At 66.0% G+C, this 25143-nt stretch carries 21 protein-coding genes; 12 read left to right on the top strand and 9 right to left on the bottom strand.

Annotated elements, in window-relative coordinates; genetic code table 11:
• Nucleotides 1-74: 74 nt before the first annotated feature.
• From ACP2AH_RS05350 to ACP2AH_RS05340, 3 genes are all read right to left on the bottom strand, one after another.
• Nucleotides 75-1205, bottom strand: a complete 1131-nt coding sequence (locus ACP2AH_RS05350; RefSeq protein ID WP_425104866.1) for a glycosyltransferase — start codon at nt 1203-1205, stop codon at nt 75-77.
• Between the two features lie 65 nt (nt 1206-1270).
• The gene (locus ACP2AH_RS05345; RefSeq protein ID WP_425104865.1) at nt 1271-2518 is read right to left on the bottom strand and encodes a hypothetical protein; all 1248 of its coding nucleotides are present in this window, start codon (nt 2516-2518) and stop codon (nt 1271-1273) included.
• The gene (locus ACP2AH_RS05340) at nt 2515-4350 is read right to left on the bottom strand and encodes an ABC transporter ATP-binding protein (protein WP_425104864.1); all 1836 of its coding nucleotides are present in this window, start codon (nt 4348-4350) and stop codon (nt 2515-2517) included. Before ACP2AH_RS05340 ends, ACP2AH_RS05345 begins: the two co-directional genes overlap by 4 nt.
• A gap of 272 nt (nt 4351-4622) precedes the next feature.
• Between ACP2AH_RS05340 and ACP2AH_RS05335 the strand changes: the two genes are divergently transcribed.
• Nucleotides 4623-5381, top strand: coding sequence for a class I SAM-dependent methyltransferase (locus tag ACP2AH_RS05335; protein WP_425104863.1), 759 nt, complete (start codon nt 4623-4625; stop codon nt 5379-5381).
• Nucleotides 5382-5393: 12 nt separating this feature from the next.
• Here the strand turns inward: ACP2AH_RS05335 and ACP2AH_RS05330 are convergent, their stop codons facing one another.
• Nucleotides 5394-7358 (bottom strand): polysaccharide biosynthesis protein, encoded by a 1965-nt coding sequence (locus ACP2AH_RS05330; protein WP_425104862.1) that lies wholly within the window; start codon nt 7356-7358, stop codon nt 5394-5396.
• Nucleotides 7359-7509: 151 nt separating this feature from the next.
• Entirely contained in the window at nt 7510-8793 is a 1284-nt protein-coding gene (locus tag ACP2AH_RS05325; protein ID WP_425104861.1) for a glycosyltransferase family 4 protein, read from the bottom strand.
• 53 nt (nt 8794-8846) lie between these two features.
• Here ACP2AH_RS05325 and ACP2AH_RS05320 point away from each other — a divergent pair, with 53 nt between their 5' ends.
• Entirely contained in the window at nt 8847-9761 is a 915-nt protein-coding gene (locus ACP2AH_RS05320; RefSeq protein ID WP_425104860.1) for an NAD-dependent epimerase/dehydratase family protein, read from the top strand.
• Here the strand turns inward: ACP2AH_RS05320 and ACP2AH_RS05315 are convergent.
• The 3 genes from ACP2AH_RS05315 to ACP2AH_RS05305 form a co-directional block, all read right to left on the bottom strand.
• On the bottom strand, nt 9748-10329 hold the full coding sequence (locus ACP2AH_RS05315) for a sugar transferase (RefSeq protein WP_425104859.1): 582 nt from the start codon (nt 10327-10329) through the stop codon (nt 9748-9750). The two genes, ACP2AH_RS05320 and ACP2AH_RS05315, sit on opposite strands and share 14 nt — an antisense overlap.
• 114 nt (nt 10330-10443) lie before the next feature.
• Complete coding sequence (locus tag ACP2AH_RS05310) at nt 10444-11940, bottom strand: O-antigen ligase family protein (RefSeq protein ID WP_425104858.1); 1497 nt, start codon at nt 11938-11940, stop codon at nt 10444-10446.
• Between the two features lie 56 nt (nt 11941-11996).
• Nucleotides 11997-12413: a hypothetical protein gene (locus tag ACP2AH_RS05305; RefSeq protein ID WP_425104857.1), complete on the bottom strand. Its 417-nt coding sequence runs from the start codon at nt 12411-12413 to the stop codon at nt 11997-11999.
• 394 nt (nt 12414-12807) lie between these two features.
• On the opposite strand from ACP2AH_RS05305, the gene ACP2AH_RS05300 reads away from it, so the two are divergent.
• The 7 genes from ACP2AH_RS05300 (at nt 12808) to ACP2AH_RS05270 (ending at nt 20706) form a co-directional block, all read left to right on the top strand.
• Nucleotides 12808-13653 (top strand): tyrosine-protein phosphatase, encoded by an 846-nt coding sequence (locus ACP2AH_RS05300; RefSeq protein WP_425104856.1) that lies wholly within the window; start codon nt 12808-12810, stop codon nt 13651-13653.
• Between the two features lie 163 nt (nt 13654-13816).
• The gene (locus ACP2AH_RS05295) at nt 13817-14401 is read left to right on the top strand and encodes a polysaccharide biosynthesis/export family protein (RefSeq protein ID WP_425104855.1); all 585 of its coding nucleotides are present in this window, start codon (nt 13817-13819) and stop codon (nt 14399-14401) included.
• Between the two features lie 48 nt (nt 14402-14449).
• Complete coding sequence (locus ACP2AH_RS05290) at nt 14450-16822, top strand: GumC family protein (RefSeq protein ID WP_425104854.1); 2373 nt, start codon at nt 14450-14452, stop codon at nt 16820-16822.
• A 2-nt stretch (nt 16823-16824) separates the two neighbouring features.
• Complete coding sequence (locus tag ACP2AH_RS05285) at nt 16825-17589, top strand: hypothetical protein (RefSeq protein WP_425104853.1); 765 nt, start codon at nt 16825-16827, stop codon at nt 17587-17589.
• Nucleotides 17586-19235, top strand: a complete 1650-nt coding sequence (locus ACP2AH_RS05280) for a hypothetical protein (RefSeq protein ID WP_425104852.1) — start codon at nt 17586-17588, stop codon at nt 19233-19235. The genes ACP2AH_RS05285 and ACP2AH_RS05280 overlap by 4 nt, the downstream gene beginning before the upstream one ends.
• A gap of 139 nt (nt 19236-19374) precedes the next feature.
• Nucleotides 19375-20175, top strand: a complete 801-nt coding sequence (gene ppk2 / locus ACP2AH_RS05275; RefSeq protein WP_425104851.1) for a polyphosphate kinase 2 — start codon at nt 19375-19377, stop codon at nt 20173-20175.
• A 42-nt stretch (nt 20176-20217) separates the two neighbouring features.
• Complete coding sequence (locus tag ACP2AH_RS05270) at nt 20218-20706, top strand: hypothetical protein (protein WP_425104850.1); 489 nt, start codon at nt 20218-20220, stop codon at nt 20704-20706.
• Nucleotides 20707-20778: 72 nt separating this feature from the next.
• Here the strand turns inward: ACP2AH_RS05270 and ACP2AH_RS05265 are convergent, their stop codons facing one another.
• Nucleotides 20779-21558 (bottom strand): DeoR/GlpR family DNA-binding transcription regulator, encoded by a 780-nt coding sequence (locus ACP2AH_RS05265; protein WP_425104849.1) that lies wholly within the window; start codon nt 21556-21558, stop codon nt 20779-20781.
• Nucleotides 21559-22076: 518 nt separating this feature from the next.
• Here ACP2AH_RS05265 and ACP2AH_RS05260 point away from each other — a divergent pair.
• From ACP2AH_RS05260 to ACP2AH_RS05250, 3 genes are read left to right on the top strand one after another with little or no spacing between them, the layout of a single operon-like run.
• Entirely contained in the window at nt 22077-22604 is a 528-nt protein-coding gene (locus ACP2AH_RS05260) for a TRAP transporter small permease subunit (RefSeq protein ID WP_425104848.1), read from the top strand.
• Nucleotides 22604-23941: a TRAP transporter large permease gene (locus tag ACP2AH_RS05255; protein WP_425104847.1), complete on the top strand. Its 1338-nt coding sequence runs from the start codon at nt 22604-22606 to the stop codon at nt 23939-23941. Before ACP2AH_RS05260 ends, ACP2AH_RS05255 begins: the two co-directional genes overlap by 1 nt.
• 44 nt (nt 23942-23985) lie before the next feature.
• Complete coding sequence (locus ACP2AH_RS05250) at nt 23986-25113, top strand: C4-dicarboxylate ABC transporter (protein ID WP_425104846.1); 1128 nt, start codon at nt 23986-23988, stop codon at nt 25111-25113.
• Nucleotides 25114-25143: the final 30 nt, after the last annotated feature.

The raw sequence follows: 25143 nt of genomic DNA, 5'->3' as shown, positions 1-25143 counted from the left end.
TGGTCTTTGATAACACGATTTCATCCGCGGTGAGCCCGTTGATCACCGTGCTCAGGCGCGGCCGGCTCACGAGATCACCGCGGCGGGACTCGGCCGTCTACATAGTCGAGGAAAGGAACAATCTGCGCCTCGAAGTTCATTTCGGTTTGGTGGTATTGTAGAGCCGCCTGTCGCTTGCGCTCGAGAGTCGGGCGATCCGACAGCGCGGCGGCTAGCTGATCTGCTGCCGCCTCCGGGTCCGTCGCGTCAAAGGCAAAACTTACATCGGCCGGCAAATAGGAAAGCCCCGGATTGCCGGTGTGGGCCACCACGAGTCCGGCGGCGATATACTCGCAGATCTTGTTGGAAGCGGCAGACACGAAAACCGACCGGTCCCGAGCGACGTTCAGATCGGCGTCGGCCAAGGGCGCCCAGAAAAGCCCGGCATCGTAATCGCCGATCACAGCGAGCAACTCGCGTTTCGGAAGAGGCCCATGCACCCGATAGAGCGGATGGGCACAAAGTCCCCGCGCGGCGTCGAGGGCAACCGAAAGCTTGCCAGGACTTGCATGAATGTACCAGTCGAGCGAGACACCGTGGGCACACAGCCGCTCGATAAACCGCCCGAGGCGCGCCGGGCTACAGATCTCCAGCATCAGCAGAGCGGAGCCCGTCAGCACAACCCTTGCGGGCCCCGCGTGGGGCGCAAAAGGCCGTTGCGGCTGGCGCAACGCCGCGTTGCGCGCCACGAAAGCAGGCGCGACCATGCGCGGCCAGAGGTCCTTCTGCCACGCAACTCTCATTTCACAGACGTCGAGGTAAGCATCAATTACTCCCGCCAGAGGCTTTAAGGCCCTGACATATCGGCGCGCACCATGGAAATCGACGAAACTCGCCGCGACATACGCTCGCTTTACTGGGAGAAAACGGTAGAACACTGCGGGAACGACATACTCATGCTGGGTGATGATCCAGTCCGGTCTTTCCCGAATGAAAGTGGCCAGCAACGCATGATAGTTTGCACGGACAAAGGGAACTTTCGCGCGCCAGCCGAGGCTCTTAGACACCAGAACATGGCGTAAGCTGCGACCTTCGCTCCGCGCGTCATTGTAACTGACCGACGAAATGAATACGACTTCGTGACCCATATCCCGTAGACCACGCGCAATATAGTACATATGCGGAAAAATGTTAGGGTCATGCTGCGATATAACGATTATCTTCATACGACACTCCGCACATTATCATTGATTATAATCACGGATGGGTAAAATTACATAGCAATTTATCTTCAATTATCAGAATATATGAAATTCACAAAATACTTCAGCATAATTTGATCTGAGATCTCTTCATTTAACAAAGTCTGTCTCGCGGAGTCGCAAATACCGGCCTCCTGCAGCATCATCAATGCGCGCAGGCGATCAACAATAGCACCCGCCTCCAAGGATGGGCATGACACGCCAAAAGGCAGCTTCTGAAGCAGGGTCGAGACCTCTGTATAGGCAGGCGCGTGGTGGAAGATGGCAAGGCCAGCCGTAGCATAGGCGGACAGCTTACTTGGAAAGGAGGTCCGCGCGACGACCTCAAAGCGAGGATCGAACCAATAGGGGAGATAGCCGACATCCATCTCGGACATGATGCTCATCGCCTCCTGGAAGCTGCGCTCGCCCAAGTAGTTCACCCATGATGGCCGCAGGGCCCCGGTGAGGGGAAACCGGCCGATGAAGTTCAGTTCGACCTTTCGGCCACCAACGTTGCAGTTCACGCCATCTAGCGCAGACACCAAGGCATTCCACTCCTCCTTGGAGTAGAGTGAACCAGCGAAGACCATGCGACATGATCCGCTCAGGCACGCAGAACGTCGGAGTGGAATGTGCCTCGCATCAATTCCATGACGAACGATGGTCGAGCCTATGCCGTATCTCTGCTTATAGAGGCTCTGCATATTCATGCCGATGACGGCGACCGCGCGCGCATTCCTAAGCAGGCGCCCAAAGGCCTGCATCACCTCCGCCTTGAACGAATGATCAACATCGAGATTCGTCAGGAAATACGACGGATCGTCCCAGACCATCACTCGAAGGTCGTGCCCGAGCGCCGCCAGCCTATCGGCGATCAGAATGACTTCCGCGCTCGATGCCGTGACCCAAACGGCCCGCGCATCTGCGGCATCCGCCGCCGCCGCGACCGCAGAGACGCGCGCGTCGAGCACAGAGCGTCGAAAGTAGCGCAGTCGCATTGAGTGAAAATGGGGTATGCGGCTCGACGCGGCCCGAACAAGGCGGCCGAAACGGCCGCCTGCGCGCATCAATCCCCGTTCCATCAGGAATGGCGGCTCCCACCACGCAGAGATCTCGCCGGCCGAACGGCTGGCCAGGATTTCGTTGAGGAAAATCGCTCCCACGCCATTGCTAGTGAGATCGACCGGGGTCATCAAAAGGACGGGACCACAAGAGAGAGAGCGAGCCGCCGCGCCGTCGGCAGACCCTCGATCCGGCAAGGCGGTACCTGCGCCTCGGACCGGACGGCCGCTCATGGCGTCACCTTCTCCTGAACGACGGCGCGCCCGCCTTCCAGCCGGACCAACATATCGCATCCCTCAAGCGTCGACAGCCGGTGCGCGATGATGAGGATGGTGAGTCCCCGGTCCAGTCGTTCAATCGCCTGCATGACCGCCGCCTCGGTCTCGTTGTCGAGCGCGCTGGTCGCCTCGTCGAACACCAGGACCGAGGCCTGCTTGTAGAGCGCGCGGGCGATGCCGATGCGCTGGCGCTGGCCGCCCGACAACTGGATGCCGCGCTCGCCCACCCGCGTCTCGTAGCCCTTGGGCAGCGCCTCGATCACCTCCGTCAATTCCGCCTGCTCGGCCGCGCGGCGCACGCGCGCGTGATCAATCTCCGCAGGCCGTACGCCGAAGGCGATGTTTTCGGCGATGCTGGCATCCGCCAGGAAGATGGCCTGCGGCACATGCGCGATGTGGCGCTGCCAGGCATGGCGGTTGGCCGCGGTCAAGGTGACGCCATCGACCCGGATTTCGCCGGATGTTGGCTCAAGTAGCCCGATGAGGATGTCCATCAGGGTCGACTTGCCGCTGCCGGTCTTGCCGGCGATGCCGACGCGCGCGCCGTGAGGAATGGTGAGGCTGATATCGATCAGGGCCGGGCGGGAGCCCTCGGCGTAGCGATAACCGACCCGGTCAATGGCGAGGCCTTGTTTAAAGGTGAGCGAAACATCGGCGGAAGGCGCCGGCGGCATCGGCCGCTGCATCAGTTCGGCGATGTCGAACAGCACCTGTCGATTGCCGATCGTCGTCGCCCAGCCCGAATAGATCTGCTGCAGCAGCGGCAGCAGGCGTTGCGCGCCAAGCGCGAGGGCCCCCAGAACCGGCAGGATCTGCGTCAGGCCGCCCGCGTCCAGCGTGGCGACGCAAGCCACGACGGCGACGACGACGACACCCAGCGCCTCGACGACGTAGCGCGGCGACAGGGACGCCAGTGCGGTCCTGGTGCGGGCGTCGCGTATGTCCGCTTCCGCGCGGTCATAAGCCTCGGTGAAAACGGGTTGCGAGCGATCGAGCAGGATGTCGCGGATTCCCCCGATCCCTTCCTGCATGACCTTGAACCGCGCCCCCTGGGCGCGGGCGACAATCACGCTGTTGCGGCGAAGCTGTGCGCGGCTGGCGATGGACGTGCCGACATAGACGGCGGCCAGTGCCACCCCGGAAGTGAGAGCGACCCGGGGGTCTATCCACACCAGTCCCGCCACAATGAACAAAGCGAGGATCAACGCCACCAGCGCCTGCATGGCCGGCAGCAGGACTTCGCCGGTGACCTGCTGCGCCTTGTTCACCGCCGCCAGGATTTCGCTGGAGTTCTGCCGCGTGTGCGAAAGATAGTCCTGGTGCAGCGTCATGGAGAACAGCCGCGAACCGAGTTCGCAGGCGGCATCGAAGCCGAAGCTCACCGTGTTCTTCAGCAGCAGCAGCCGGATCGCTGCCGCGAACAGGACGCACAGACAGAAAAGCGCGGTGACGGCATAGGTCCACTCCGCCGGTGTGTCGGCGCCAATCGCCGACAGCAGCCCCGGCAGAGCCGGGAAACGCGCGATCGACTGAGGCTCGGCGACGATGGAGAGGAAAACGACGACCGCGCCGAGATTGAACAGCTCGGCGAAGGCGCCGATCAGCATGAGACACAAGAGCGGCAAAAGAGCCCGGCGCCGCGCGGGACTCAATTCGCGGTAGAGTTCGCGGCCAGCCTGCAGCAGCGTCCTTTGGGATTTTGATCCAGTCACGCCTGCAATTACCGTTCCTTGACCGCGGGAAGCTAGGCGGCGCCCGATCGGTCTCGCCAGGCCGATCAGCCACACGCCCGAGTGCTCCCCTTTGGAAGGGAGCGGGCGTTCAGCGGCGCAGCCGGGAATCGCGCCGGGACAGCGCTCCCAGGCACTTGCCTAGGCGTGGTTCTGACATGGCGGGGGGCGAGAGGCAATCTCTCACTCCAGTACCTCGTTCCGCACAGGAAATGTCTCCCCTTGGTTAAGCCTTCCTTGCCGTTGCGTGCATTTCACCGCATTTTCGCGCAGGACATTGCCGCACTTCGAGCGGCTCCTCATTGCCTCGGCACACTGAAACAGGATGCATGACCCGCATGTCCATTCCCAGCAGCACTAGCCTTCCCTCACGAGTGATCGGGTTCGTCCACAGAGCGTATCAGAAGCTCCGTCGTGAGGCGGCGTATCACCGCACGGCGGCGGATTATGCGCGCCAGGGGCAGGGATGGAAGATCGATTGGAACTGGAAGGCCACCCACTACAACCGCATCGCCCTTCTCAACGTACTCGCCGCCCGCAACCCGACGGGCGCGTACCTGGAAATCGGCTGCTTCAAGAACGACCTGTTCGATTCGATACCCCTGGCGGTTAAGGTCGGTGTCGACCCCGTCCAGGGTGGTACGGTGCGTGCGACCTCAGATGCGTTCTTCGCCACCAACACCCAGAAATTCGACCTGATCTTCATCGACGGCCTGCACACCTACGACCAGGTTCATCGCGATGTCGCCAATGCCCTCAAGGCGATCAGGCCCGGCGGCTGGATCGCCATGCACGACATGCTGCCCAGCAATGTGATGGAACAGCACGAGCCCTATTCGGAAATCACCGCCTGGGTCGGCCAGGGCTGGAAGGTGGCTTTCGAGCTGCTGCAGACCGAGGGGGTCGACTTCAAGATCGTGAAGATCGACCACGGGGTCGGCGTGATCCGGGTGCTGGAGCCGGGCAGCGAGCTCGCCGATCTCAGCGGCCCGCTGGGCGGGCCCCAGTTCCCCTACTTCTACGCGAATTACAACCGCCTGCCCCTGGCAACATGGGACGAGGCCTTGCCCTGGCTGCGCACCGCCTGAGGTCACGTCGGCTCAGGCGGCGCCCGAAAGGCCGGCGCCTTCCTTCAGCGCCGGCTGCGACTGCATCGCCAGCCAGCGCAAATCGCCGATCGCTTCCGCCGGCTCATAGCCGGTGGGGGCTTCGCGCAGAAGGTCGCGCAGCGTCGGCAGGTCGTGCGCGTCACACGCGTTGGCGAGCCGCTGCAGCAGCGCGTCGAGCGCCGGCCAGTCCATCGCCGCCTCCGTCGCCGTCATGATGCGGGGATGCTCGGTGGGCTGGGCGTCGCTGCCAACGAGCAGTTCCTCGAACAGCTTCTCCCCCGGCCTCAACTCGGTGAACCGGATTTCGATATCGCCCTTTGCCGGGACGGCGCCTCCCCCTCCCGCGCGGGGCACAACCGGGTTGAGACCGCTCAGCCGCACCATGCGCGAGGCCAGATCGACAATACGCACCGGCTCGCCCATGTCGAGGATGAACACATCGCCGCCCCGGGCCATGGCGCCCGCCTGAATGACCAGCTGCGCCGCTTCCGGTATGGCCATGAAATAGCGGGTGATGTCGGGATGCGTGACCGTGACGGGCCCGCCGGCCTCGATCTGCTTGCGGAAGAGCGGGATGACCGAGCCCGACGAACCGACCACATTGCCGAAGCGGACAATAGAGAAGACCGTCTCGCCCGGCAGCCCGCTCAAGGCCTGGCAGATCAACTCGGCGATGCGCTTGGAGGCGCCCATGATGTTGGTCGGCCGCACCGCCTTGTCGGTCGATACCAGGACAAACGCCTTCACCCCCACGGCCCGCGCCGCCTCCGCCAGCGCCAGCGTGCCGAAGACATTGTTGCGCACCCCCTCCACGGGGTTCCGCTCCACCAGCGGCACGTGCTTGTAGGCGGCGGCATGGAAGATGGTGTCGACGGCAAAATGGCGCAGCGCGCCTTCAAGGCGCGGCCGGTCGAGCACCGAGCCGAGCAGGGGCACGATCACCGTTTCCGGTGATTCCGCCTCGGCAAGGCCCCGCAACTCCTCATCGATGCCATAGAGCCCGAACTCCGACAGATCGAGCAGCACAAGTCGCGCCGGGCGCTGACTCAGAATCTGCCGGCACAGCTCGCTGCCGATCGAGCCCCCCGCCCCCGTCACCATCACCGTCTTGCCACGGATATTGGCGTCGAGCAGGTCTTGGCGCGGCGGCACCAGGTCGCGGCCGAGCAGGTCCTCGATGGCGACCTCGCGGATTTCGCTGAGTTCCGCTCGCCCCGAGACGATGTCGGAAAGCCCGGGAACGGTCTGGACGCGCAGCCCCAGCGGCTCCAGCCGCTCCAATATATCGCGGCGCTGGCGCCGTGTGGCACTGGGGATCGCCAGCAGCACGCATTCGACGCCGTGTTCCGCCACCAGGCCCGGCAGGCGCGCCGGCGAGTAGACGCGCAGCCCGCCAATGTCGCGGCCCTGCAGCTCTGACGCGTCGTCGACGAAGGCGACGGGAGCGTAGTCGCCGCCATGTTCGAGGGTCGCGAAAAGCTGGCGGCCGGCGCTGCCGGCGCCGAAAATGATCACCCGCGCCTTCAGGCGTGCCAGGCGCTGGCGATACAGCGCGCGAAGGCCGAACCGCGCGCCGCCGAGGAAACCCATCGCGAGCAGCCAATAGATGGCGGGCACCGAACGCGGCAGGAACAGGCCGAAGCTCTTCGCCGCCAGCAGCAACAGCAACCCCGAGACGGCAAGGCCGAAGGCGAGCACCTGCACCGTGCGCCCGGCGACATGGCGCACAACGGCCCGGTAAAGCCCCATCAGGCGAAACAACAGCAAGGTGAAGGGCAGGACGAGCGCAAAGGCAAGCCAACTGGACGGCGCCAGCACCGGCGAAAACCCGTCGAGGCGCAATGCCATGGCCAACCCGAAGCTGACCGCCAGCAGCGCCGCGTCCACCAGCATCAGCACGGCCCGCTTCCGCGACCGGCTGAGTCCGATGAGATAGTTGAGAAAGCGTCCTGTCATCGCCTTCCCTTTCCATCGTATCCATCGCGGCGAAAGGAGGGGCGAGGATATCCGCCCTGCGGCCCCACGCCTTCATCTGCGCTCATTGCCGCCAAAAGTTTACTCTCTTCTGCCTGCACGTCCGACACACCGTCACATGACGCCAGAACATTTAACAATCCCCACCGGCCGGGCGGGATCGGCTCGAATGTCTGCGCGCCCGCCGCTCGGTCCGACGACCAGCCGCATCGTGCAAGGCACACTCAAGAGCGCCATAGACCTGTTCGGGCGAATAATGGGCCTCGAAGTAGCGGCGGCCATTGCCCGCATAGGCGGCCCGCGCCTCGGGTCCGGTGTCCATCATCCGCGTAATGGCATCGGCAAGGGCTTCAGGCCGACCGGCCGGAACGGCGAGCCCGGCCTCGGCCTCCTCGATTATTCGCGCACCCTCCCCCGAAAGCGAGGCCAGAATGGGTTTGCCGCAGGCCATATAGCACTGGACCTTGTAGGGGACCGTAAGGCTAAAGATCGGAATGTCCTTCAGGCTCACCAGCATTGCATCCGCATGGGCGAACAGCTTCGGCATCTCGGTCTCTGGAAAGCGCCCGAGGAAGTGGAAGCGATCCTCCAGACCGCGTTCGGCGATGAGCTTCTGCGCGCGCGCCTGATCCCGGCCGCTGCCCACGATCACCCAGCACAGATCGTGGCGCGCGCGCAGGAGACCGGCGGCAGCGATCAACGTATCAAAGTCCTGGCTTTCGCCGATGTTTCCCGCGAACATCAGGCGGAACCCGTCCTGCGGCACGATGCCCGCATATTCAGGGGCGTCCTGCGGTGCCATCGGGAGATAAGAGTCGGGTGCGGTATTGGGCAGGAGCCGTATACGCTCCTCCGGGACGCCAAAGCGCGCGATCATGCTGTGAAACGCCGCGCTCTGGATCATGACGATATCGGCCCGGCGGTAGAGCCAGCCACACAGCGCGTTTAGGAGGCCCACCACCGCCCGGTTATGGATGCCGAGCGTATAGGTGACGCTCTCCGGCCATATGTCCTGAACCCAATAGACACAGGGGGTTCCCGTCCGCCAGCGCAGAAAAAGGCCGGCGAAAGCCTGCAGCAAGGGCGAGGGCATTGAGACGAAGGACACATCCGCCGCTGGCGCGAGCCGTCTGGACAATGTCCAGCTCGCCGCCACGGGAAAGGCGAGATAGTTCAGCAGAAGCGCCGCCGCCGTCTTCCCGCGGGCGAGAGTATAGACCCGACTGATGCGCATGCCCTCCCACTCTTCCTCACGGCGCGAGGCATTTGAATACCCCTCGAAAAAAACACCGGCAGGATAGTTTGGAACGCAGGTAAAAACGTGAACATCATGACCGCGCGCGACAAGATCGCGAGCGATCGCGGTATTTGAGAACTGCTCAGGAAAAAAATACTGAGATATGAAAGCTATTTTCATAGGGATGCGAGGCTTCGCATGTTTCCTGCACTTAGGCCAGAATAATGAGAGACATGACGCGCGAAAATGAGAAAGTTAGGCTCGCGGTCACGGGAGCCACAGGCTTTATCGCGCGAGGTCTGCTGGCGGAGGCGCCCTGCACCGACCTGGAATACCGTGCCGTCTCCCGGCATCCGCGCCCCGCCTGGCTGCCGCCCGCAACCGACTGGACCCGCATTCCTTGCTACAGCGATCCGGCGGCGCTCGAAGGCGCCTTTTCGGGGTCCGATTTCATCCTGCATCTTGCCGACGACCCTTCGCGCCTTGCCGCGCGCGATCCGCAAACCGGCCTGCGCAACGCGGACGCCATCATTGCCGCGGCCCGTGAAACACGGATTAAGGGCATCATCCTTGCCAGCAGCGTGTATGCGCGCGAGGGCCGGGGTGCGTATGGTGCCGCCAAGCGGGCACTCGAAGAGCGGTTTATCGCCGCCGGCGACCTGAAGACCGTGATCCTGCGCTTGCCACCGGTCTATGGCCCCGGTTGCAAGGGAGGCTTCGCGGCGCTGGCGCGTCTTGCGGGAAAGCCGATCCCGCTCCCTGTGGGCGCGGCGCGGGCACCACGCGCCTATCTCTCACGCACCAATCTTGTCGCGTTGTTCCGTGCCATCGCCTTGGCGGAGCCCGAGCGCTGGGATGCCGCTGCGGGCCGCGTTTTCGAACCCTGGGACGGACAAGCGATCTCGACGCGCGAACTGGCCATTATGATGGGAGCCCAGCGCGGACGCGCGCCACTGCTGCTTCCCGTGCCACCCCTATTCCTGCGGGCCATCGGCTCTGCCACCGGCCGGCGCGATCTGGTGGGGGGAATCGTCGACGGGCTGGAGATGGCTCCCGTGCAGGAACTCACGACCGCCTTCGGCTGGCGTCCCCTTGAGCGGATGCCGCAAAGCCTTGCCTTTCTCGCCGAGGGCGTCAGCAACGCATAGCCGCATCGCCACGGCCGGCGCCCCGTGCGGTTTTGACGAGATAGCCGAGATCCGACGCGAGCGTCATCTCTCCGAGATAACCGGCATCCGCTTGCGCCAGCTCCACCGGCGTCGACATGTCGATCCCCGCGATCTGCGCCGGGCCGGTGATGCCCGGCCGCACCCCATAGACGCCCCGCCGGGCACGCTCGGAAATCAGCAGCTCCTGGCTCGGCAGGCAGGGGCGCGGGCCGACAAAGCTCATATCGCCCCACAACACATTCACCAGTTGCGGCAGTTCGTCGAGTTTGGTCCTGCGCAGGAGTGCGCCGAGCCGCGTGATCGCCGCCGGCGGCACCTCGTGACTGGGATGGTTGCCGGTATTGGTCGTCATGGTTCGCAGCTTGTAGAGCACGAACGGACGGCGATTTCGCCCTACCCGTGTTTGCCGGAACAGCCCCGGACCCGGGCTTTCCAGCCGGATGGCAAGAATGCAGCCAAGACAGACGAGACCCGCCGGCACGATCAGCGCCAGCGCCAGCGCCACATCGAGCAGGCGCTTGCCCCGCTTGGCGTAAACATCAGACATGCGCGACAACCTTTGGGCCGGGCGGACGCACCTGGAAGGGAGCCCTGGCACGGCGGGCGGACGGGGGCTGCGCGCGATCCGGCGCTTTATCGCTCCAAGGCGCGGCCCGCTTGATCATGTCCGCGCTCCCGCGCCGGGGGACCGCATCGGCCGGCGTGCCGGCGCGGCGCGCGTGGGGACGGCGGGAACGGTGGGTGTGCGCGCCTGCCGCGTGATCCGCGCCAGCGCTGCGGCCGGCGTCATCAGCGCGCAGCAGGCAGCGAAATAAGCGAGCATGGCGGCGGTGCGCAGGGGATAATCGACGAAGGAATGCAGCAGCAGCAGCAGCACCGCCAGCGAGGCGCATTGCTGCAGCACCAGGAGCCGCGTCGCCCCCGTCTCCTCCGGGGCGATCCACAGCCGGTACACGCGCGCGCCGAACCAGACGAGAAACAGCGCCACGAGCAGCCCGCCGGCGAGGCCGGTTTCGAGGAAGAACTCCACCCAGTCGTCATGGGCGCGGTTGACATATTGCGGGCCGAGAGTCGCCGCGCCTTCATAGACCGGGAACACGGCGGTGAAGGTGCCAAGCCCGGTGCCGAAGGGCAGAGCTTCCAGCGCAGCCTGAAGCGTCGTCTCGTTGAGATTTGCGCGCATCTGGTCGACAAGGCCGCCGCCGAAACGGCCGAGAAAGCGATCGGCGCCGAGCTGGCCGACCAGCAGCACCAGCCCCACCAGCACGGCGAGCACGAGGCTGCGCACCCGCCGGGGGGCGGCGGCGCGCCCGCGCAGCACGGCGAGGATCAGCGGCGCCATCACCACCACACCCGCCAGCCCCAGCAGCAGCAGCAGGATGCCGGCGCGCGAACGGGCGAGCGCGATGCCGGCCATGATCAGCAGGCCAAGACAGAACGCCCCCGCGAGCCAGATCACCTTGGGCGTGCTCGGGCCGCGATGCCCCAGAACACGGTCGCCACGTCCGACGAACCAGGCAACGCCAAGGAGGAAGGTCACATAGAGCTGCGCGGCGAAATGGTTGCGGTTGGCGAAGAAACCCACCGATTCCGAGCGGTTGCTGATCTCGAAGAAGCGCAGCGCGCTGGCCGGCCCCTGCATCACCTGCAGAATGCCGAGGAACAGCGCCAGGAAGCCGAAGACCACCGCCCAGCCGGAAAAGCGCAGGCGGCGCTCCTCGTCGAGCAGGGCGACCAGAAGAAACAGCGCCAGCGGCGGCAGCACGGCAGGGAGCGCGGCGAGACTCGCCGCCGGGTCGACGGAGGAACTGCCCGTCCAGGCGACGCCCTCCAGCCCCTGTCCGCCAGCGGCAACAAGGCGGGCCGAGAGGCCGCCCCAGCCCGGCGCGCCGAACAGCGGAAAGAACTGCGCCAGCGCGAGGAGCAGGCCGACCACCGCGATCGCGGCGCCGCAGGCGAGACCGAAGCTTAACCGCGGGCGGCCAGGGGGCACGGTCAGGCGATCAAGCCAGAGCCACGCCGCCAGGGCAAGGAAGGGGAGGGAAAGGAACTGCAGCAGCACATCGGCGAGATAGCCCGTGCGCGTGGCCCCGCCGAGCACGATGCTCGCGAACAGCAGGAGGACAGACGCACCATACGCCCCCCCCCCCATCGCCATGTGGCTTCAGAAACAGGGCCAATTGCCTCTTTCACGCGCCTCGTTCGTCGCCCCGATCACGGGCTGACCGGGAAGATGATCCCATTCTTGCTGTCATTGTTGGAGAGGGCAATGGCCGCCGCGATGCCGCCGCCGACGGCGACTGTGCCGATCACCAGCCCGGTGGAACTGTCCAGCGCCACGCCGCAGCCGGGGACGCGCAGGGTCTCGGTCGTGGAAGAGGGCACGGTCACGGTGCGCTCATTGCCGAAATCGACCACGGCGCTGCCGGGGCCCTGCACCGCCACCTTGTCGCCGCCCTTGAGCGAAGCGCCGACGACGCCCGGGGCAAAGCCCTGGCCCTTGTCGACCAGCACAGTACCCACCGCCTCGGCCAGCGTGCCTGTGGTCTGGCAGGCATCCGCCGCCGCCGAACCGATCATGCCAAGCGAGACGAGCCCCGCCACCGACGCATACGCCACAAAACGCTTCATTTCGCCCCGCTTTACGATTGGTAACCTCTGGCACGCCAACCTTGCTGAATGTTACTGGGTTTGTGCCCTGAAATCAAAACCGCAGGGATGACGTGGTTTCCAGTTTGTCTCTTATCCCGCTGCTGCGCGCGAGGAATGCCGAGATTCCCTTACAAACGCACGATCTTCGCCCCAGCTTCGCCGGTACCGCCCCCTGTGGGCAAAACCGCCGTCCTCGCCGGGGTGCGTGCCTGCAAAAGCGGGCCGCGCGCATGCGCTCCTTGCTGAGCCCCCTCCCCCGCCCTATCTGCACACCTGTGACGCGGCGGCGCCGGCCGTTGGCATGGTGTGCGGGGTGCGGCCGATTGACCGCCCGCAAGGACGCTCCCGCTGGCCGCATGCACAGATGGGCCCCATGATCGACCTGCACAATCATATCCTGCCCGGCATCGACGATGGCGCGGCCGACTACGCCGTCTCGCTTGAAATGGCGCGGCTGCATGTCGCGCAAGGGGTGGAGATCGTCGCCTGCACCCCGCACATCCTGCCGGGCGTCTATCACAATGAAGGCCCCAAGATCCGCCAGGCGGTGGACGATCTGCAGCGCGTGCTCGACGAGGCCGGGGTGCCGCTCATCCTCATTCCCGGCGCCGACAACCACATCGTGCCGGATTTCGCCGGCGAGATCGGCCGCGGGCGGCTGCTGACCCTGGGGGACACGCGCTATGTGCTGGTGGAGCCACCGCACAATGTCGCTCCGGCGCGGCTGGACGACTTGGTCTTTACCATTCTTTTGGCGAATTATGTGCCTATCGTAACCCACCCGGAGCGCTTGAAGTGGATCGAGGAGAAGTATGATCTGATCGAACGCATGGCCGCGCGCGGTGTGTGGATGCAGATTACCTCCGGTTCGCTCACCGGCCGTTTCGGGCGCCGGCCCAAATACTGGGCAGAGAAGATGGTCAGCGAGGGAAAGGCGCATATCCTCGCCAGCGACGCGCATGATACGGTGAAGCGCCCGCCGGACCTTGCGGAAGGCCGTCGGGCGGCCGAAGCACTGGTGGGATCGGCGGAAGCCACGCGCCTGGCGGTGCAATGCCCGCGCGATATCGTTTTGGACAGGGCGCCGGCCGAATGTGCGTCGACAGGGATGGGGTTCAATGAGGCTGGGCGGAACGAGAGCGACGATTTCCGCACGCATCGCGGCGCTGATGGTGGCGGCGGTCTGCTTGGCCGGCTGCGTCGCCTCGTCGGGCGATAATCCTTCGCCCTCCGCCTCGGCGGCGAACTATGCGGATTCGGCCGACGCGACGCCTGCGACCCGCTCAAGTGCTGCGACGACCCGCCCGGCGGCGACGCCCGCGGCTGCGAGTACCCCGGTGGCGGCGCAGCCGGCAAACCTCCCGGCGGGCGAGGCGGCAGCGGTGAGCGCCTTGACCGCCGTTAGCACGCCCGGCTCGGACGGCTACCGCGTCGGCCCGCTCGATGTGCTGAACATTACGGTATTCAAGGTCGAGGACCTGACCAAGACGGTGCAGGTGTCGGAAAGCGGCAGCTTCGCCTTTCCGCTGGTGGGCGAAGTTAAGGCGGCCGGCCGCACGGTGAGCGAGATCGAGAAGGACCTCGCCGCCAAGCTCGGCGGCAATTACCTGCGCAACCCGCAGGTGACGGTGCTGGTGAAGGAGTATAACAGCCACCGCATCACCGTGGACGGGGCGGTGAACAAGCCGGGCGTATTCCCCATGCAGGGGCCGATGTCGCTGCTGCAGTCCATCGCCATGGCCGGCGGCATGCAGGAAGTGGCGGAGGGCACGATTTTGGTGTTCCGCCGGATGGACGGCAAGACGGCGGTGGCCAAGTTCAGCGTCGCCGATCTGCGCTCGCAGAAGGCCAGCGACCCGGACCTCCAGGCAGGCGACATCGTCACCGTGCCGAGTTCCGACCTTAAGATCGGCATGAAGTACATTTTCCAGACTGTGCCGCTGTTCAATGCGTTCATGCTGTTGTAGCCCAACCAGAGCGAGCAGCGGGATGCGCCTCAAGGGAAGCATAAACGGATGATGGGCGAGGGGGCGGAGAGCGGACGGCCGGGCGGCGATCGTAACCTTCCGGTTGTGCAGGAGAGCCGGAACCTTCCCGCCGCGCGCGACAACTATGGCTATGGCTACGGCGCCGCCGCCTATGTCGGGCCGGAAACCCATCACGAATCCGAACTCGCCGCCGCGCTGCACTATGTGATCGGCATCGCGCTGAAATGGCGCACGCTGATCCTCAGCAGCGCCGGCGCCCTCGGCGTCATCGCGCTGGTCTACAGCTTCCTCGCCACCCCGCTCTACACCGCCAATGTCCGTATCCAGATCGATAGCGAGGCGAGCAAGATCGTTGACGGCGGCGTGCAGGCGCCGACCGAACGCGGCGGCGCCGAGTTCCAGAAGACGCAATATGAAATCTTGAAGAGCCGCGCCATGTCCGAGCGGGTGGTGGCGGCGCTGGGCCTCGATCAGAACGCGGACTTCACCGCCTCCTCGCCCGGCCTGATCGGCAGCCTGTTCGGTCTGTTCTCCGGCCCGTCCGATGAAACCGAAGCGGCGGCGGAGCAGGAGCGCAATCACCGCCGCGCCGTGAACCGCGTGAAGGGCGATGTGGATATTCGCCCGGTGACCGCGTCGCGACTGGTCGACATCAAATACACCGACGTGTCGCCGGCGCGCGCCGCCTCCATCGCCAATGCCTATGCCGACGCCTATATCGCCTCCAATCTCGACAAGCGGTTCGAGGCCAGCTCCTACGCCAAGGTGTTCCTCGAAGACCAGATCAAGCAGCTGAAGCTGCGGCTTGAGGAATCCGAGCGGGCGGTGATCGCCTTCTCGGAAAGCGAGAACATGGTCCAGACCAATGACAAGGTCTCGATCGCCGAGAGCAATCTCGCTGCCGCCAATGCCGCGCTCGGCCAGCTCATCTCCACCCGCATTCGCGACGAGGAGAACTGGAAGCAGGTCGACGCCGCCACCGGCATCAACCTGCCGCAGCTTCTGACCAACAATGTCATTGACGGGCTGCGCACCCAGCGCAACGAGCTCAGGCGGCAATATGAGCAGGGGCTGGAGACCTTCAAGCCCGGCTATCCCGCCATGGTCGAGATCTCCAACAAGATCGCCGAGATCGACCGCCAGCTCGCTGCCGAAGTCACGGCCATCCGCAGCTCGCTGAAAGCCGCCTACGAATCCTCGTCCAATCAGGAAGCGCAGATGCGCCAGCGGATCGAGGAACTGCGCGGCGAGGTGCTGGATCTGCAGAAGAAGAGCGTGCGCTACGGCATTCTCCAGCGCGAGGTCGATTCCAGCCGCAACCTCTATAACGACCTGCTGCAGCGCTATAAGGAAGTCGATGTCGCCAGCGGCGTCGGTACCAACAATGTCTTCATCGTCGACCGCGCCCTGCCGCCCGTCGGCCCCTCCCACCCGCGCACGATGCTGCTACTCGCGGGCGGGCTGATGCTCGGGCTGATCGGCGGCTTCGGCGCGGCCTGCCTGATCGAACTGCTCGACGACCGCATCCGCACCCCCGAGGACGCGGAGAAGGCCACCGGCCTGCCGATCCTCGGCATCGTGCCGCGCGCCGAGTTCCCCAATGGCATCGTCGCCGAATTGAGCGATCCACGCTCACCCGTCGCCGAAGCCTATCGCTCGCTGGCGACCTCGCTGCAATTCGCCACCGAGACCGGCCTGCCGCGCACGCTGGTCGTCACCAGCGCCGGCGCGGCGGAAGGCAAGTCGAGCACCGCCATCGCGCTCGCGCGCCATTATGCCATTACAGGCAAGCGGGTGCTGCTGATCGACGCCGATCTGCGCCGCCCCTCGGTGCACAGCAAGCTCGGCTACGACAATTCGGTGGGGCTGAGCAACTGCCTCACCGGCATGTCGACCCTGCATGATGTGGTGCAGGCGACCGATCTCGACACGCTCGATTTCCTCGCCTCCGGCCCGCTGCCGCCCAATGCGGCGGAAATTCTCGGCGGCACCCATGTGTTCTCGCTGATCTCGGTCGGGCTGGAGATTTACGACCTGCTGATCTTCGACAGCCCGCCCATGCTCAGCATCGCCGACGCCCAGCTGCTCGGCGCCGCCGCGCAGGCGACCATCTTCGTCACCGGCTCCGGCGACGGGCGCCGTGCCATTGCCCGCAACGCGCTGCGCCGGCTGCAGATCGCCCGCGCCGCCACCATCGGCGTCGTGCTGACCAAGTTCGACACCCGCAGCGCCCATTACGGCTATGGCTATGGTTATGGCTACGGCTATGGCTACGAATATGGGCAGGGCACCGACACCGGCAGCCCCAGCCCCGGCACGCGCGGGCTCGAGGGCGTGAAGGCGCTGCTGCCGAAATTCGGCCGCCGCGATTCCAAGACCGACCACTCCGAAGCGGCCTGACCATGGCGGAGCCCGACGCGCTCGACGCCGCGCTCGCTTTGTTCAAGGACCCGGTCAGGGCCCGCAACCTGCCCGGCCGGCCGCTGCCGCCGGATGTCGGCCGGCTGCTCGCCATCGCCGTCGGCGAGGAAGAGGCGCTCGCCACCGCCAGCCGCCGCAGCGGCTTCACCCGGCAACCCTTGCAGGAGGCCGCCGGCTTCTTCATCGAACAGGCGCTGCTCTGTCGCGACGCCGACAGCTACCGCGTGCTCGGTGGCGGGCCGCAGTCCACCCATGAGGAGCTGCGCCATAATATGGCGCTGCTGATGCGCTGGCTGCATCCCGACCTGCAGGCGCAGCGCCGCGGGCCGCTCGACCGCGAAGTGTTCGCCGCCCGCGTCTCCCGCGCCTGGGAGGACCTGAAGACGCCAGAGCGGCGCGAGGCCTATGAGCTGCGCCGCCCGCCCGCGCCGAGCGCCGGCACGCGTGCTGGGGCGGGGCGCCCCCCGGGATCGAATGGCACCCGCACCAATGGCGCAGGGCCGGGAGGCGGCAAGCCGGGCGCCGCAAGGCCCAATGCGGCCAAGGTGCCTTCCGGCAAGACGCGGGCGTCGAAGGCCGGGACGCGCGCGCCGAATGGCGGCGGGCCGGGGACGAACGGCTCCCGTCCCGGCGGCGCCGGCGCGGGCAGCGGCCTTTCGCGTCGGCCGCTGCCGCTCAGCGTCCACCGGCTTGAGGAACCCTCGCTGTGGGTTCGGCTCTGGGGCCTTCTCTGGGGCCGCCGATGAGCCGACCGACGCACCGGCGCCAGCGGTCGCCGCGCCCGCACGCCTCCTGGCTGCAGATCTCCTGGCTTCGCCCGCGCTTCACCGGGCTGCGGAACGCCCGCCTCGCCATGACGGTGCATCCCGTGCGCAGCGCGGCGCTCGCCGCCGGCCTGGTGGCCCTCGCCGTGCTCATCGCCACCACCTCGCTGCCGATGGCGCTGGCCGAGCGCCACCCGCAGCTGGCGCTGTGGCTCTATCCCGACCATCCGCAGGCGCTGCTGACCCTGGCGCGGGAAGAACGCGCCCGGCTCGCCGCCGCCACGACGCGGGCGCAACAAGAGGCCTCAGCCCGGGAAGCCGCTGCGCAGGAAGCCGCCGCCCGGCAAGCGGCGGCGCAGGCGGAGCAGCAGGGCAAGATTGCCCAGGAGAACCCCGACCGCGACAGCGAAGCCGCCGCCGTGGATGAGGCCCCCCCGGCCGAGGACGCGCTGGCGCAGGCCGAGCGCGAGCACGCCGCCTCGCTCGCCGCACCGGCGCGCGACGATGCCGCCGAGGACGCACCGGACGAAGCCGCGGCCCCCGCCCTACCGCCCGCGGCGGCGGAACTGCCCGCCATCCGCGCCGGCCTGCGCGACCTCGCCGCCCGCATCGCCGCCGCCGCGCCGCTGGAGCCCTCGGCCTACCGCCTGCTCGGCGACACCACGGACGATCTCAATGCCAGCCGCCAGGCGATGCTGGACGCGGTCGCCCGCTCGCGCCGCGAGACCGTGGCCGCCTTCTGGCTGATGCATCAGGATTACGAGCGCAAGGACTATCAAGGCGTGGTGGCGCTGGCGGCGGTGCTCATCCAGACCCGCCCTGCGCTCAACGAATACACGCTGAGCTATCTCAATTCGCTGGCGCTGGAGCCGGAAGGGCGCGCCGCGCTGGTGGCGGCGCTGGTGCGTAACCCTGGCTGGCGCCCGCTGTTCCTGCGCAGCATGGGGGCCAAGCTCGCCGCCTCGGACGCGCCGCTGGCGCTGATCCAGGCGCTGAAGGAGGCCGGCAGCCCGCCGAACGAGGCCGAGCTGATCCCGCTGCTGCGGGCGCGGATGGCGGCGGAAAAGCGCGCCGAGGGCGCCTATAATATCTGGCTGCAAATGCTGCCGGCGGAGGAGGTGCTGAAGGTCCGGCCGGTGAACAACCTCGATTTCGCCCGCGACCCCAGCACCCTGCCCTTCAACTGGAACCTGCCGCGGCCGATGAACGCCTTCATCGATCTGCAGGCGCGCAACGACACGGTGGACGGGCGCGTGCTGCGCATCCGCTTCGGCGTCGGCCGCATCCGGCTGGGCGCGATCGAGCAGGTGACCTTCCTGCGACCCGGCCGCTACCAGTTCTCCGGCGAGCAGAAGGGGGTGATGTCCTCCAAGCGCGGCATGGTCTGGCAGCTGCTGTGCTATCCCGGCGGGCCGGTGGCCGGCCAGTCGACCCTGCTGATGGGCGCGCCGCGCGTGTGGCGGCCGTTTTCCTTCGACATCACCATTCCCAATAATGGCCGCTGCGATGCCCAGCGGCTGCGGCTGTTCCACGATTCGCGCTCGACCTCGGAGCAGTTCGCCTCCGGCGAGATCCAGTTCCAGTCGCTGCAGATCACGCCGGTGGAACCCGCGACATCCGGCGGCTGAGCCCCGGCCGCTGGCCCGCGGGCGCTTTGCCCGCTCTTGCCTAAGATCAAGGCCCGGGCCCGTGCAGCGTCTAGGGTATGCTCGTAGGGCCGGCGCCCGTTCTGGCGACGCCGGGCGTCATCCGTGCGGGACAGACCCCATGAGCAAAACGAGCGACGAAGCGCCCGCCCCTCTCTCCCGCAAGGTGTATGAGCGCGAACTCAAGCGCCTGCATGGGGAGCTGGTCGCGCTGCAGGAATGGACCAAGGCGACCGGCGCCAAGATCTGCATCCTGTTCGAGGGTCGCGACGGCGCCGGCAAGGGCGGCGTCATCAAGGCCATCACCGAGCGGGTGAGCCCGCGCGTGTTCCGCGTCGTCGCCCTGCCGGCGCCGAGCGAGCGCGAGAAATCGCAGATGTATGCCCAGCGCTACCTGCCGCATCTGCCGGCGGCGGGCGAGATCGTGATCTTCGACCGCTCCTGGTACAACCGCGCCGGCGTCGAGCGGGTGATGGGCTTCTGCACCGAGGCGGAGGCGGAGAAGTTCCTCGACACCATTTCCGCCGTCGAGCGCGTCATCGTCGAATCCGGCGTGATCCTGTTGAAATACTGGCTGGAAGTGAGCCCGGAGGAACAGACCCGCCGGATCGAGCAGCGCATCCACGACCCGCGCAAGATCTGGAAGCTCTCGCCGATGGACCTCGAATCCTATGGCCGCTGGTACGATTATTCCCGCGCCCGCGACGCCATGTTCACCGCTTCCGACAGCGCCTGGGCGCCCTGGTATGTCGCGCGGTCCGACGACAAGAAGGGCACGCGGCTCAACGTCATCAGCCATTTGCTGTCCAAGGTGCCCTATGAGGCGCCCAAGCGCGACAAGATCACCCTGCCGAAGCGGCAGAAGCCCAAGGGCTATGTCGAGCCGGAGGATGTGCGCCACCACGTCCCCGCGATCTTCTGAACGCCATCCGCCACCGGCGGCAACCCACCGAGGAGCGAAACGATGACCGAGACCCCCGGCCTGCATGAGAAGCTCGGTGACGAGAGCTTCATGTCCGCCGCCGATCTGCGCACCTATATGGACAAGATCGCGCTGGCGAAGATGAACGAGGCGGTAGAGGCTATGGACCATGCCCGCCACGCCAAGGAGGAACTCGCCAAGCGGCTGGCCGAACCCATCGACCTGACGCCGCAGAAGCTGCACGAACTCGCCGAGACGCTGCTGGTGAAGATGCGCGCCGCCGCCGAGCGCGGCGAGACCGAGATCATGGTGATGCGCTTTCCCAATTCGCTGTGCACCGACCATGGGCGGGCGATCAACAATGCCGAGCCCGGCTGGCCGGAAACGCTGACCGGACGCCCGCGCCAGGCCTATGAAATCTGGCGCGACCACCTGAAAAGCACCGGCTACGGGCTTTCCGCCCTCATCGTGGAATGGCCCAACGACATGCCCGGCGATGTCGGCATGTACCTGACGTGGGGCAAGCGATAGGGGACTGAGGCAAGCGATAGCGGGACGACACCCGCCGAAGGGCCGCACAGGAGGGGGGATTCCGTCGTCCGCTCACTCCGCCTCGGCGACGATCAGTTCCACCCCGGCCTCGGTGAGGGCGCGCCTCATCGCCTCGGAAGGCGGCACATCGGTCACCAGCCGGTCGATGCGCGCCAGCGGCGCGACCTCGAACACCGCACCGCGCTCGAACTTGCTGTGGTCGGCCAGCACGGTGACGCGGTCGGCGCGCTCGATCATCGCCTTCGCCACCTCCGCCTCCTGCAGGTCGAAATCCATCACCGCATGGGCGTCGATGGCGCCGATGGTGAGCACGGCGTGGCGGGTGCGGAACTTGCCGATCTGCTCCAGCGCCAGCGGGCCGAGGCTCTCCCCGGCGTCGGCGCCATAGGCTCCGCCGAGCAGAAACACCTTGTGGGTATGCGGTGCCGCCAGCGTCGCGGCGATGCGCGGCGCATTGGTGATGGCGACCAGCGCCGGCCGCGTCGCCAACGCCTCGGCGAAGGCGATGGTGGTGCTGCCGGTGTCGATGAACAGCGAATCCTCGGGGCCGAATAGCTCGCGGGCCGCCAGGGCGATGCGTTTCTTGCCCGCCGCGTTCTGCACCATGCGCTGCGCGAAGGGGCGCTCTTCCTCGGGCTCGGCGCCCGGCGCGGCGAGCGCGCGCGCGCCGCCATGGTAGCGGCGCAGATGCCCCGTGGTCTCCAGCCGCGCCAGATCGCGCCGCACCGTCTCGCGCGAGACGCCGAGCCGATCGGAAAGCGCTTCCACGGTCAATTCGCCCGCAGCGGCGACCAGCGCGACGATGTCCTGATGGCGCGAGGAAAGTGCCAAGCCTGTCTCCCAACGAGCCGCGCCCCGCGCCGCCCCATGCCGCCCCTGCCCGTTCGGCCATCAAGGCATTCAGGATCGGTTATGCCAGAGCGGAAAGGCGGTCAATACGGCCAAGTTTGACCGAATGGGCGGCGTTAATCCAGTGGATTCCGCGCGAAACATCGATTTGGTCAATGAATCCGGGCCGCGACCGACCGTTCGGACTTTTTGTTCACAAATTCAGCGACTGAACGGGCAATTAGGTCAAAAATCGGGCTTCCCTTTGCGCTCCGTTACGTTAGAGTGATCGCAAGCGCGAAAAAATCAAGCAAGCACAACATTAGTGCAATGCAGCGCGAGGGGACTGAATTGAACCGGGCAGCACCTGCCGGGCCCATGCCCGGCCGACGGCGGCAGCGCCGCACCCCGCATCGCCCTGCGCTGGCCCCGGCCGGCGCGGCGTGGCTGCGGGCGTGGGTCCTGTCGCCCGGCAAGGGGCGCCCGGCCAGCCATGGAGACACCGCGTGCAGGTGGAAGGCGTGAAGCGGAGCGGGGGCGGCTGGCGGCTGATCGCCGCCTATGTCCGCGTGACGGACAAGCTCTCGGACTATGTCGGCTATCTCGCCGCGTCGCTGGTCTTCGCCATGGGCGGGGTGCTGATGTTCGACGCGGTGACCCGCAACCTCATCAAGATGCCGGTGCACTGGGCGGTGGAACTCACCCAGTTCATGCTCGCCGCCTATTACTTCATGGGTGGCCCGTTCACGCTCAAGAACAATGAGCATGTGCGCATGGACCTCTGGTATTCGACCCTGTCGGAGCGCGGCAAGGCGAAGATGGACCTCGCCACCGTCTGGTGCCTCATCTTCTATCTCGGCGTTCTGCTCATCGGCTCCATTTCCAGCCTGCAATACGCCATTGCCACCAATGAGAAGCGCTTCTCGATCTGGAATCCCTCGGTGATTCCGATCAAGGCGCTGCTCACCGTCTGTCTCATTCTGATGCTGATGCAGGCCTTCGCGCTGGTGTTCAAGCATATCGCCACCCTGCGCGGGGAGAAGCTCTGATGTCCTATGAGACGATCGCGCTCCTGATGTTCGCGTCGATGGTGCTGGCGCTGATCAGCGGCCAGCTGGTCTTCGCCGGCATCGGCTTCGTCGCCTCCGCCGCCGCGCTGCTGCTCTATGGCCCCGGCGCCATCGACCTACCGTTCAACCAGGTGTTCAAGCTGTTCAACTGGTACGCGATGCTGACCCTGCCCATGTTCATTTACATGGGCTACGTCCTCGCGGAATCCGGCATTGCGGAGGATTTGTACAGAGCGCTGCATGTCTGGTTCGGGCGCTTCACCGGCGGCCTCGCCATCGGCACCATCTTCCTCATGGTCATCATCTCGGCGATGAACGGGCTTTCCGTCGCCGGCATGGCCATCGGCGCCACCATCGCCCTGCCGGAAATGATCCGTCGCGGCTATGACAAGGTGCTGATCTCAGGCGTCATCCAGGGCGGCTCCTCGCTCGGCATCCTCATCCCGCCCTCGGTGGTGCTGGTGCTCTACGGCATGATCGCCCGCCAGCCGGTGTCGAAGCTGTGGTTCGCCGGCGTCGGGCCCGGCCTTTTGATGGCCGCGCTGTTCATTCTCTACATCTATGTCCGGGTGAAGCTGAACCCGAAGCTGGCGCCCAAGCTCACCGACGATGAGCTCAACATGCCGCTGCGCGAAAAGCTGGCGCTGGCGCGGGCGGGCATAATTCCCTTCGCCATCTTCTTCTTCATGACCGGCCTGTTCGTCTTCGGCGTCACCAGCCTGGTGGAAAGCTCGGCAGTCGGCGCCACGGCGGCGACGCTGGCGGCGCTGGCCAAGCGCCGGCTCAACTGGCCGGTGCTGCGCGACACCGCGCTGAAGACGCTGAACGTCTCCTGCATGTTCATGTGGCTGATCCTGGCCGCGCTCGCCTTCGGCACCGTGTTCGACGGGCTCGGCGCGGTGAAGGCGATCGAGTTCCTGTTCGTGAAGCAGTGGGATCTCAATCCCTGGACCATCATCATCATGATGCAGCTGAGCTTCATCATCATGGGCATGTTCCTCGACGACACCGCCATGCTGGTCATCGTCGCGCCGCTCTACATCCCGCTGGTGAAGGCGCTCGATCTCGGCTTCGACAACCAGCTGATCTGGTACGGCATCCTCTACACGATTACCTGCCAGATCGCCTACATCACCCCACCCTTCGGCTATAATCTGTTCCTGATGCGCTCGCTGGCGCCGAAGGAAATCTCGCTGGTCGACATCTACAAGTCGATCTGGCCCTTCGCCGCGATCATGATGTTCACCATCATCATCCTGATGGTCTTCCCGCAGATCGCGCTCTGGCTCCCCGAACATATGAAGGTCAAAGGCTGATCAACGGCCTTGTCCAACCTTTCCCCCTTCCAGAGGAGAACAAGATGACCGACGACATCAAGAAGCCCGCCGCGACGACGCCCTTCCCGAAAAAGGTCGATCCCGCCGCAGACGCCATTCTCGCCACCCGCCGCAGTTTCCTCGGCAAGGCGGCGCTGGGCACCGGCGCGGCGCTCGCCGGCTCGACGCTCGCCGCCCCCGCCGTCATCGCCCAGGCCGGCACCATCAAGTGGCGCCTGCAGACCTATTCCGGCGCCCCGCTCGGCGCGCATGTGATCAAGCCGCAGATCGACGCCTTCAACGCCGCCGCCAATGGCGCAATGGAGATCGAGCTCTATTACGCCGACCAGCTGGTGCCGACCTCCGACCTGTTCCGCGCCTTGCAGTCCGGCACGATCGACGCGGTGCAGTCGGACGAGGCCACCATGGCCTCGCCGGTCGATATCGCTGTCTTCGGCGGCTACTTCCCCTTCGCCACCCGCTACAGCCTCGATGTGCCGGCGCTGTTCCGCTATTACGGCCTCAAGGAAATCTGGGCCGAGGCCTATGCCGAGGTGCCGAACGTCACCTGGCTCTCCACCGGCGCCTGGGACCCGCTGCACATCTTCACCGTCAACAAGCCGATCAAGAGCCTCGCCGACATGGCGGGCCTGCGCGTGTTCGGCGTGCCGACCGCCGGCAAGTTCCTCTCCAAATACGGCCTCGTGCCGGTGACCATCCCGTGGGACAACGTGGAAGTGGCGCTGCAGACCGGTGAGCTCGACGGCGTGGCCTGGTGCGGCTTCACCGAGGCCTATGAAGTGGGCTGGGCGGATGTGTGCAACTACGCGCTGACCAATTCGGTCACTGGCGCCTGGTTCGGCAGCTACTTCGCCAACACGCCGAGCTGGGAGAAGGTGCCGGCGCATCTCAAGGAGCTGTTCCTGATGAGCATCGACCAGTCGCACTATTACCGCGATGTCTGGTACTGGGGCGGCGAGGCCAAGCTGCGCGTCGAGGGCAACAAGATGGAACTGACCGCCCTGCCGCCGGCCGAATGGGCGCAGGTGGTGGCCGATTCCAAGGGCTTCTGGGACGAGGTGTCGTCGTCCAGCCCGCGCGCGGCCAAGGTGGTTGCCGCCTTCAAGAAATATGACGAGACCATGCAGAAGGCCGGCTACCCCTATCGCTGAGCCTGCCTCCCGCCCCTCGCCCCGCCGCCT

The sequence above is a fragment of the Ancylobacter sp. genome, assembly GCF_965249975.1.
Taxonomy (GTDB): Bacteria; Pseudomonadota; Alphaproteobacteria; order Rhizobiales; family Xanthobacteraceae; genus Ancylobacter.
Note: the sequence above shows the minus strand (reverse complement) of the source record. Positions and strands in the feature narration are given on the sequence as shown.

What these genes read in the sequence shown, in the direction of transcription:
- ACP2AH_RS05350 (WP_425104866.1), bottom strand. Translation starts at nt 1,205, where the DNA reads ATGAAGATAATCGTTATATCGCAGCATGACCCTAACATTTTTCCGCAT.
- ACP2AH_RS05345 (WP_425104865.1), bottom strand. Translation starts at nt 2,518, where the DNA reads ATGAGCGGCCGTCCGGTCCGAGGCGCAGGTACCGCCTTGCCGGATCGA.
- ACP2AH_RS05335 (WP_425104863.1), top strand. Translation starts at nt 4,623, where the DNA reads ATGACCCGCATGTCCATTCCCAGCAGCACTAGCCTTCCCTCACGAGTG.
- ACP2AH_RS05330 (WP_425104862.1), bottom strand. Translation starts at nt 7,358, where the DNA reads ATGACAGGACGCTTTCTCAACTATCTCATCGGACTCAGCCGGTCGCGG.
- ACP2AH_RS05325 (WP_425104861.1), bottom strand. Translation starts at nt 8,793, where the DNA reads ATGAAAATAGCTTTCATATCTCAGTATTTTTTTCCTGAGCAGTTCTCA.
- ACP2AH_RS05320 (WP_425104860.1), top strand. Translation starts at nt 8,847, where the DNA reads ATGACGCGCGAAAATGAGAAAGTTAGGCTCGCGGTCACGGGAGCCACA.
- ACP2AH_RS05315 (WP_425104859.1), bottom strand. Translation starts at nt 10,329, where the DNA reads ATGTCTGATGTTTACGCCAAGCGGGGCAAGCGCCTGCTCGATGTGGCG.
- ACP2AH_RS05310 (WP_425104858.1), bottom strand. Translation starts at nt 11,940, where the DNA reads ATGGCGATGGGGGGGGGGGCGTATGGTGCGTCTGTCCTCCTGCTGTTC.
- ACP2AH_RS05305 (WP_425104857.1), bottom strand. Translation starts at nt 12,413, where the DNA reads ATGAAGCGTTTTGTGGCGTATGCGTCGGTGGCGGGGCTCGTCTCGCTT.
- ACP2AH_RS05300 (WP_425104856.1), top strand. Translation starts at nt 12,808, where the DNA reads ATGATCGACCTGCACAATCATATCCTGCCCGGCATCGACGATGGCGCG.
- ACP2AH_RS05290 (WP_425104854.1), top strand. Translation starts at nt 14,450, where the DNA reads ATGATGGGCGAGGGGGCGGAGAGCGGACGGCCGGGCGGCGATCGTAAC.
- ACP2AH_RS05285 (WP_425104853.1), top strand. Translation starts at nt 16,825, where the DNA reads ATGGCGGAGCCCGACGCGCTCGACGCCGCGCTCGCTTTGTTCAAGGAC.
- ACP2AH_RS05280 (WP_425104852.1), top strand. Translation starts at nt 17,586, where the DNA reads ATGAGCCGACCGACGCACCGGCGCCAGCGGTCGCCGCGCCCGCACGCC.
- ppk2 (WP_425104851.1), top strand. Translation starts at nt 19,375, where the DNA reads ATGAGCAAAACGAGCGACGAAGCGCCCGCCCCTCTCTCCCGCAAGGTG.
- ACP2AH_RS05270 (WP_425104850.1), top strand. Translation starts at nt 20,218, where the DNA reads ATGACCGAGACCCCCGGCCTGCATGAGAAGCTCGGTGACGAGAGCTTC.
- ACP2AH_RS05255 (WP_425104847.1), top strand. Translation starts at nt 22,604, where the DNA reads ATGTCCTATGAGACGATCGCGCTCCTGATGTTCGCGTCGATGGTGCTG.
- ACP2AH_RS05250 (WP_425104846.1), top strand. Translation starts at nt 23,986, where the DNA reads ATGACCGACGACATCAAGAAGCCCGCCGCGACGACGCCCTTCCCGAAA.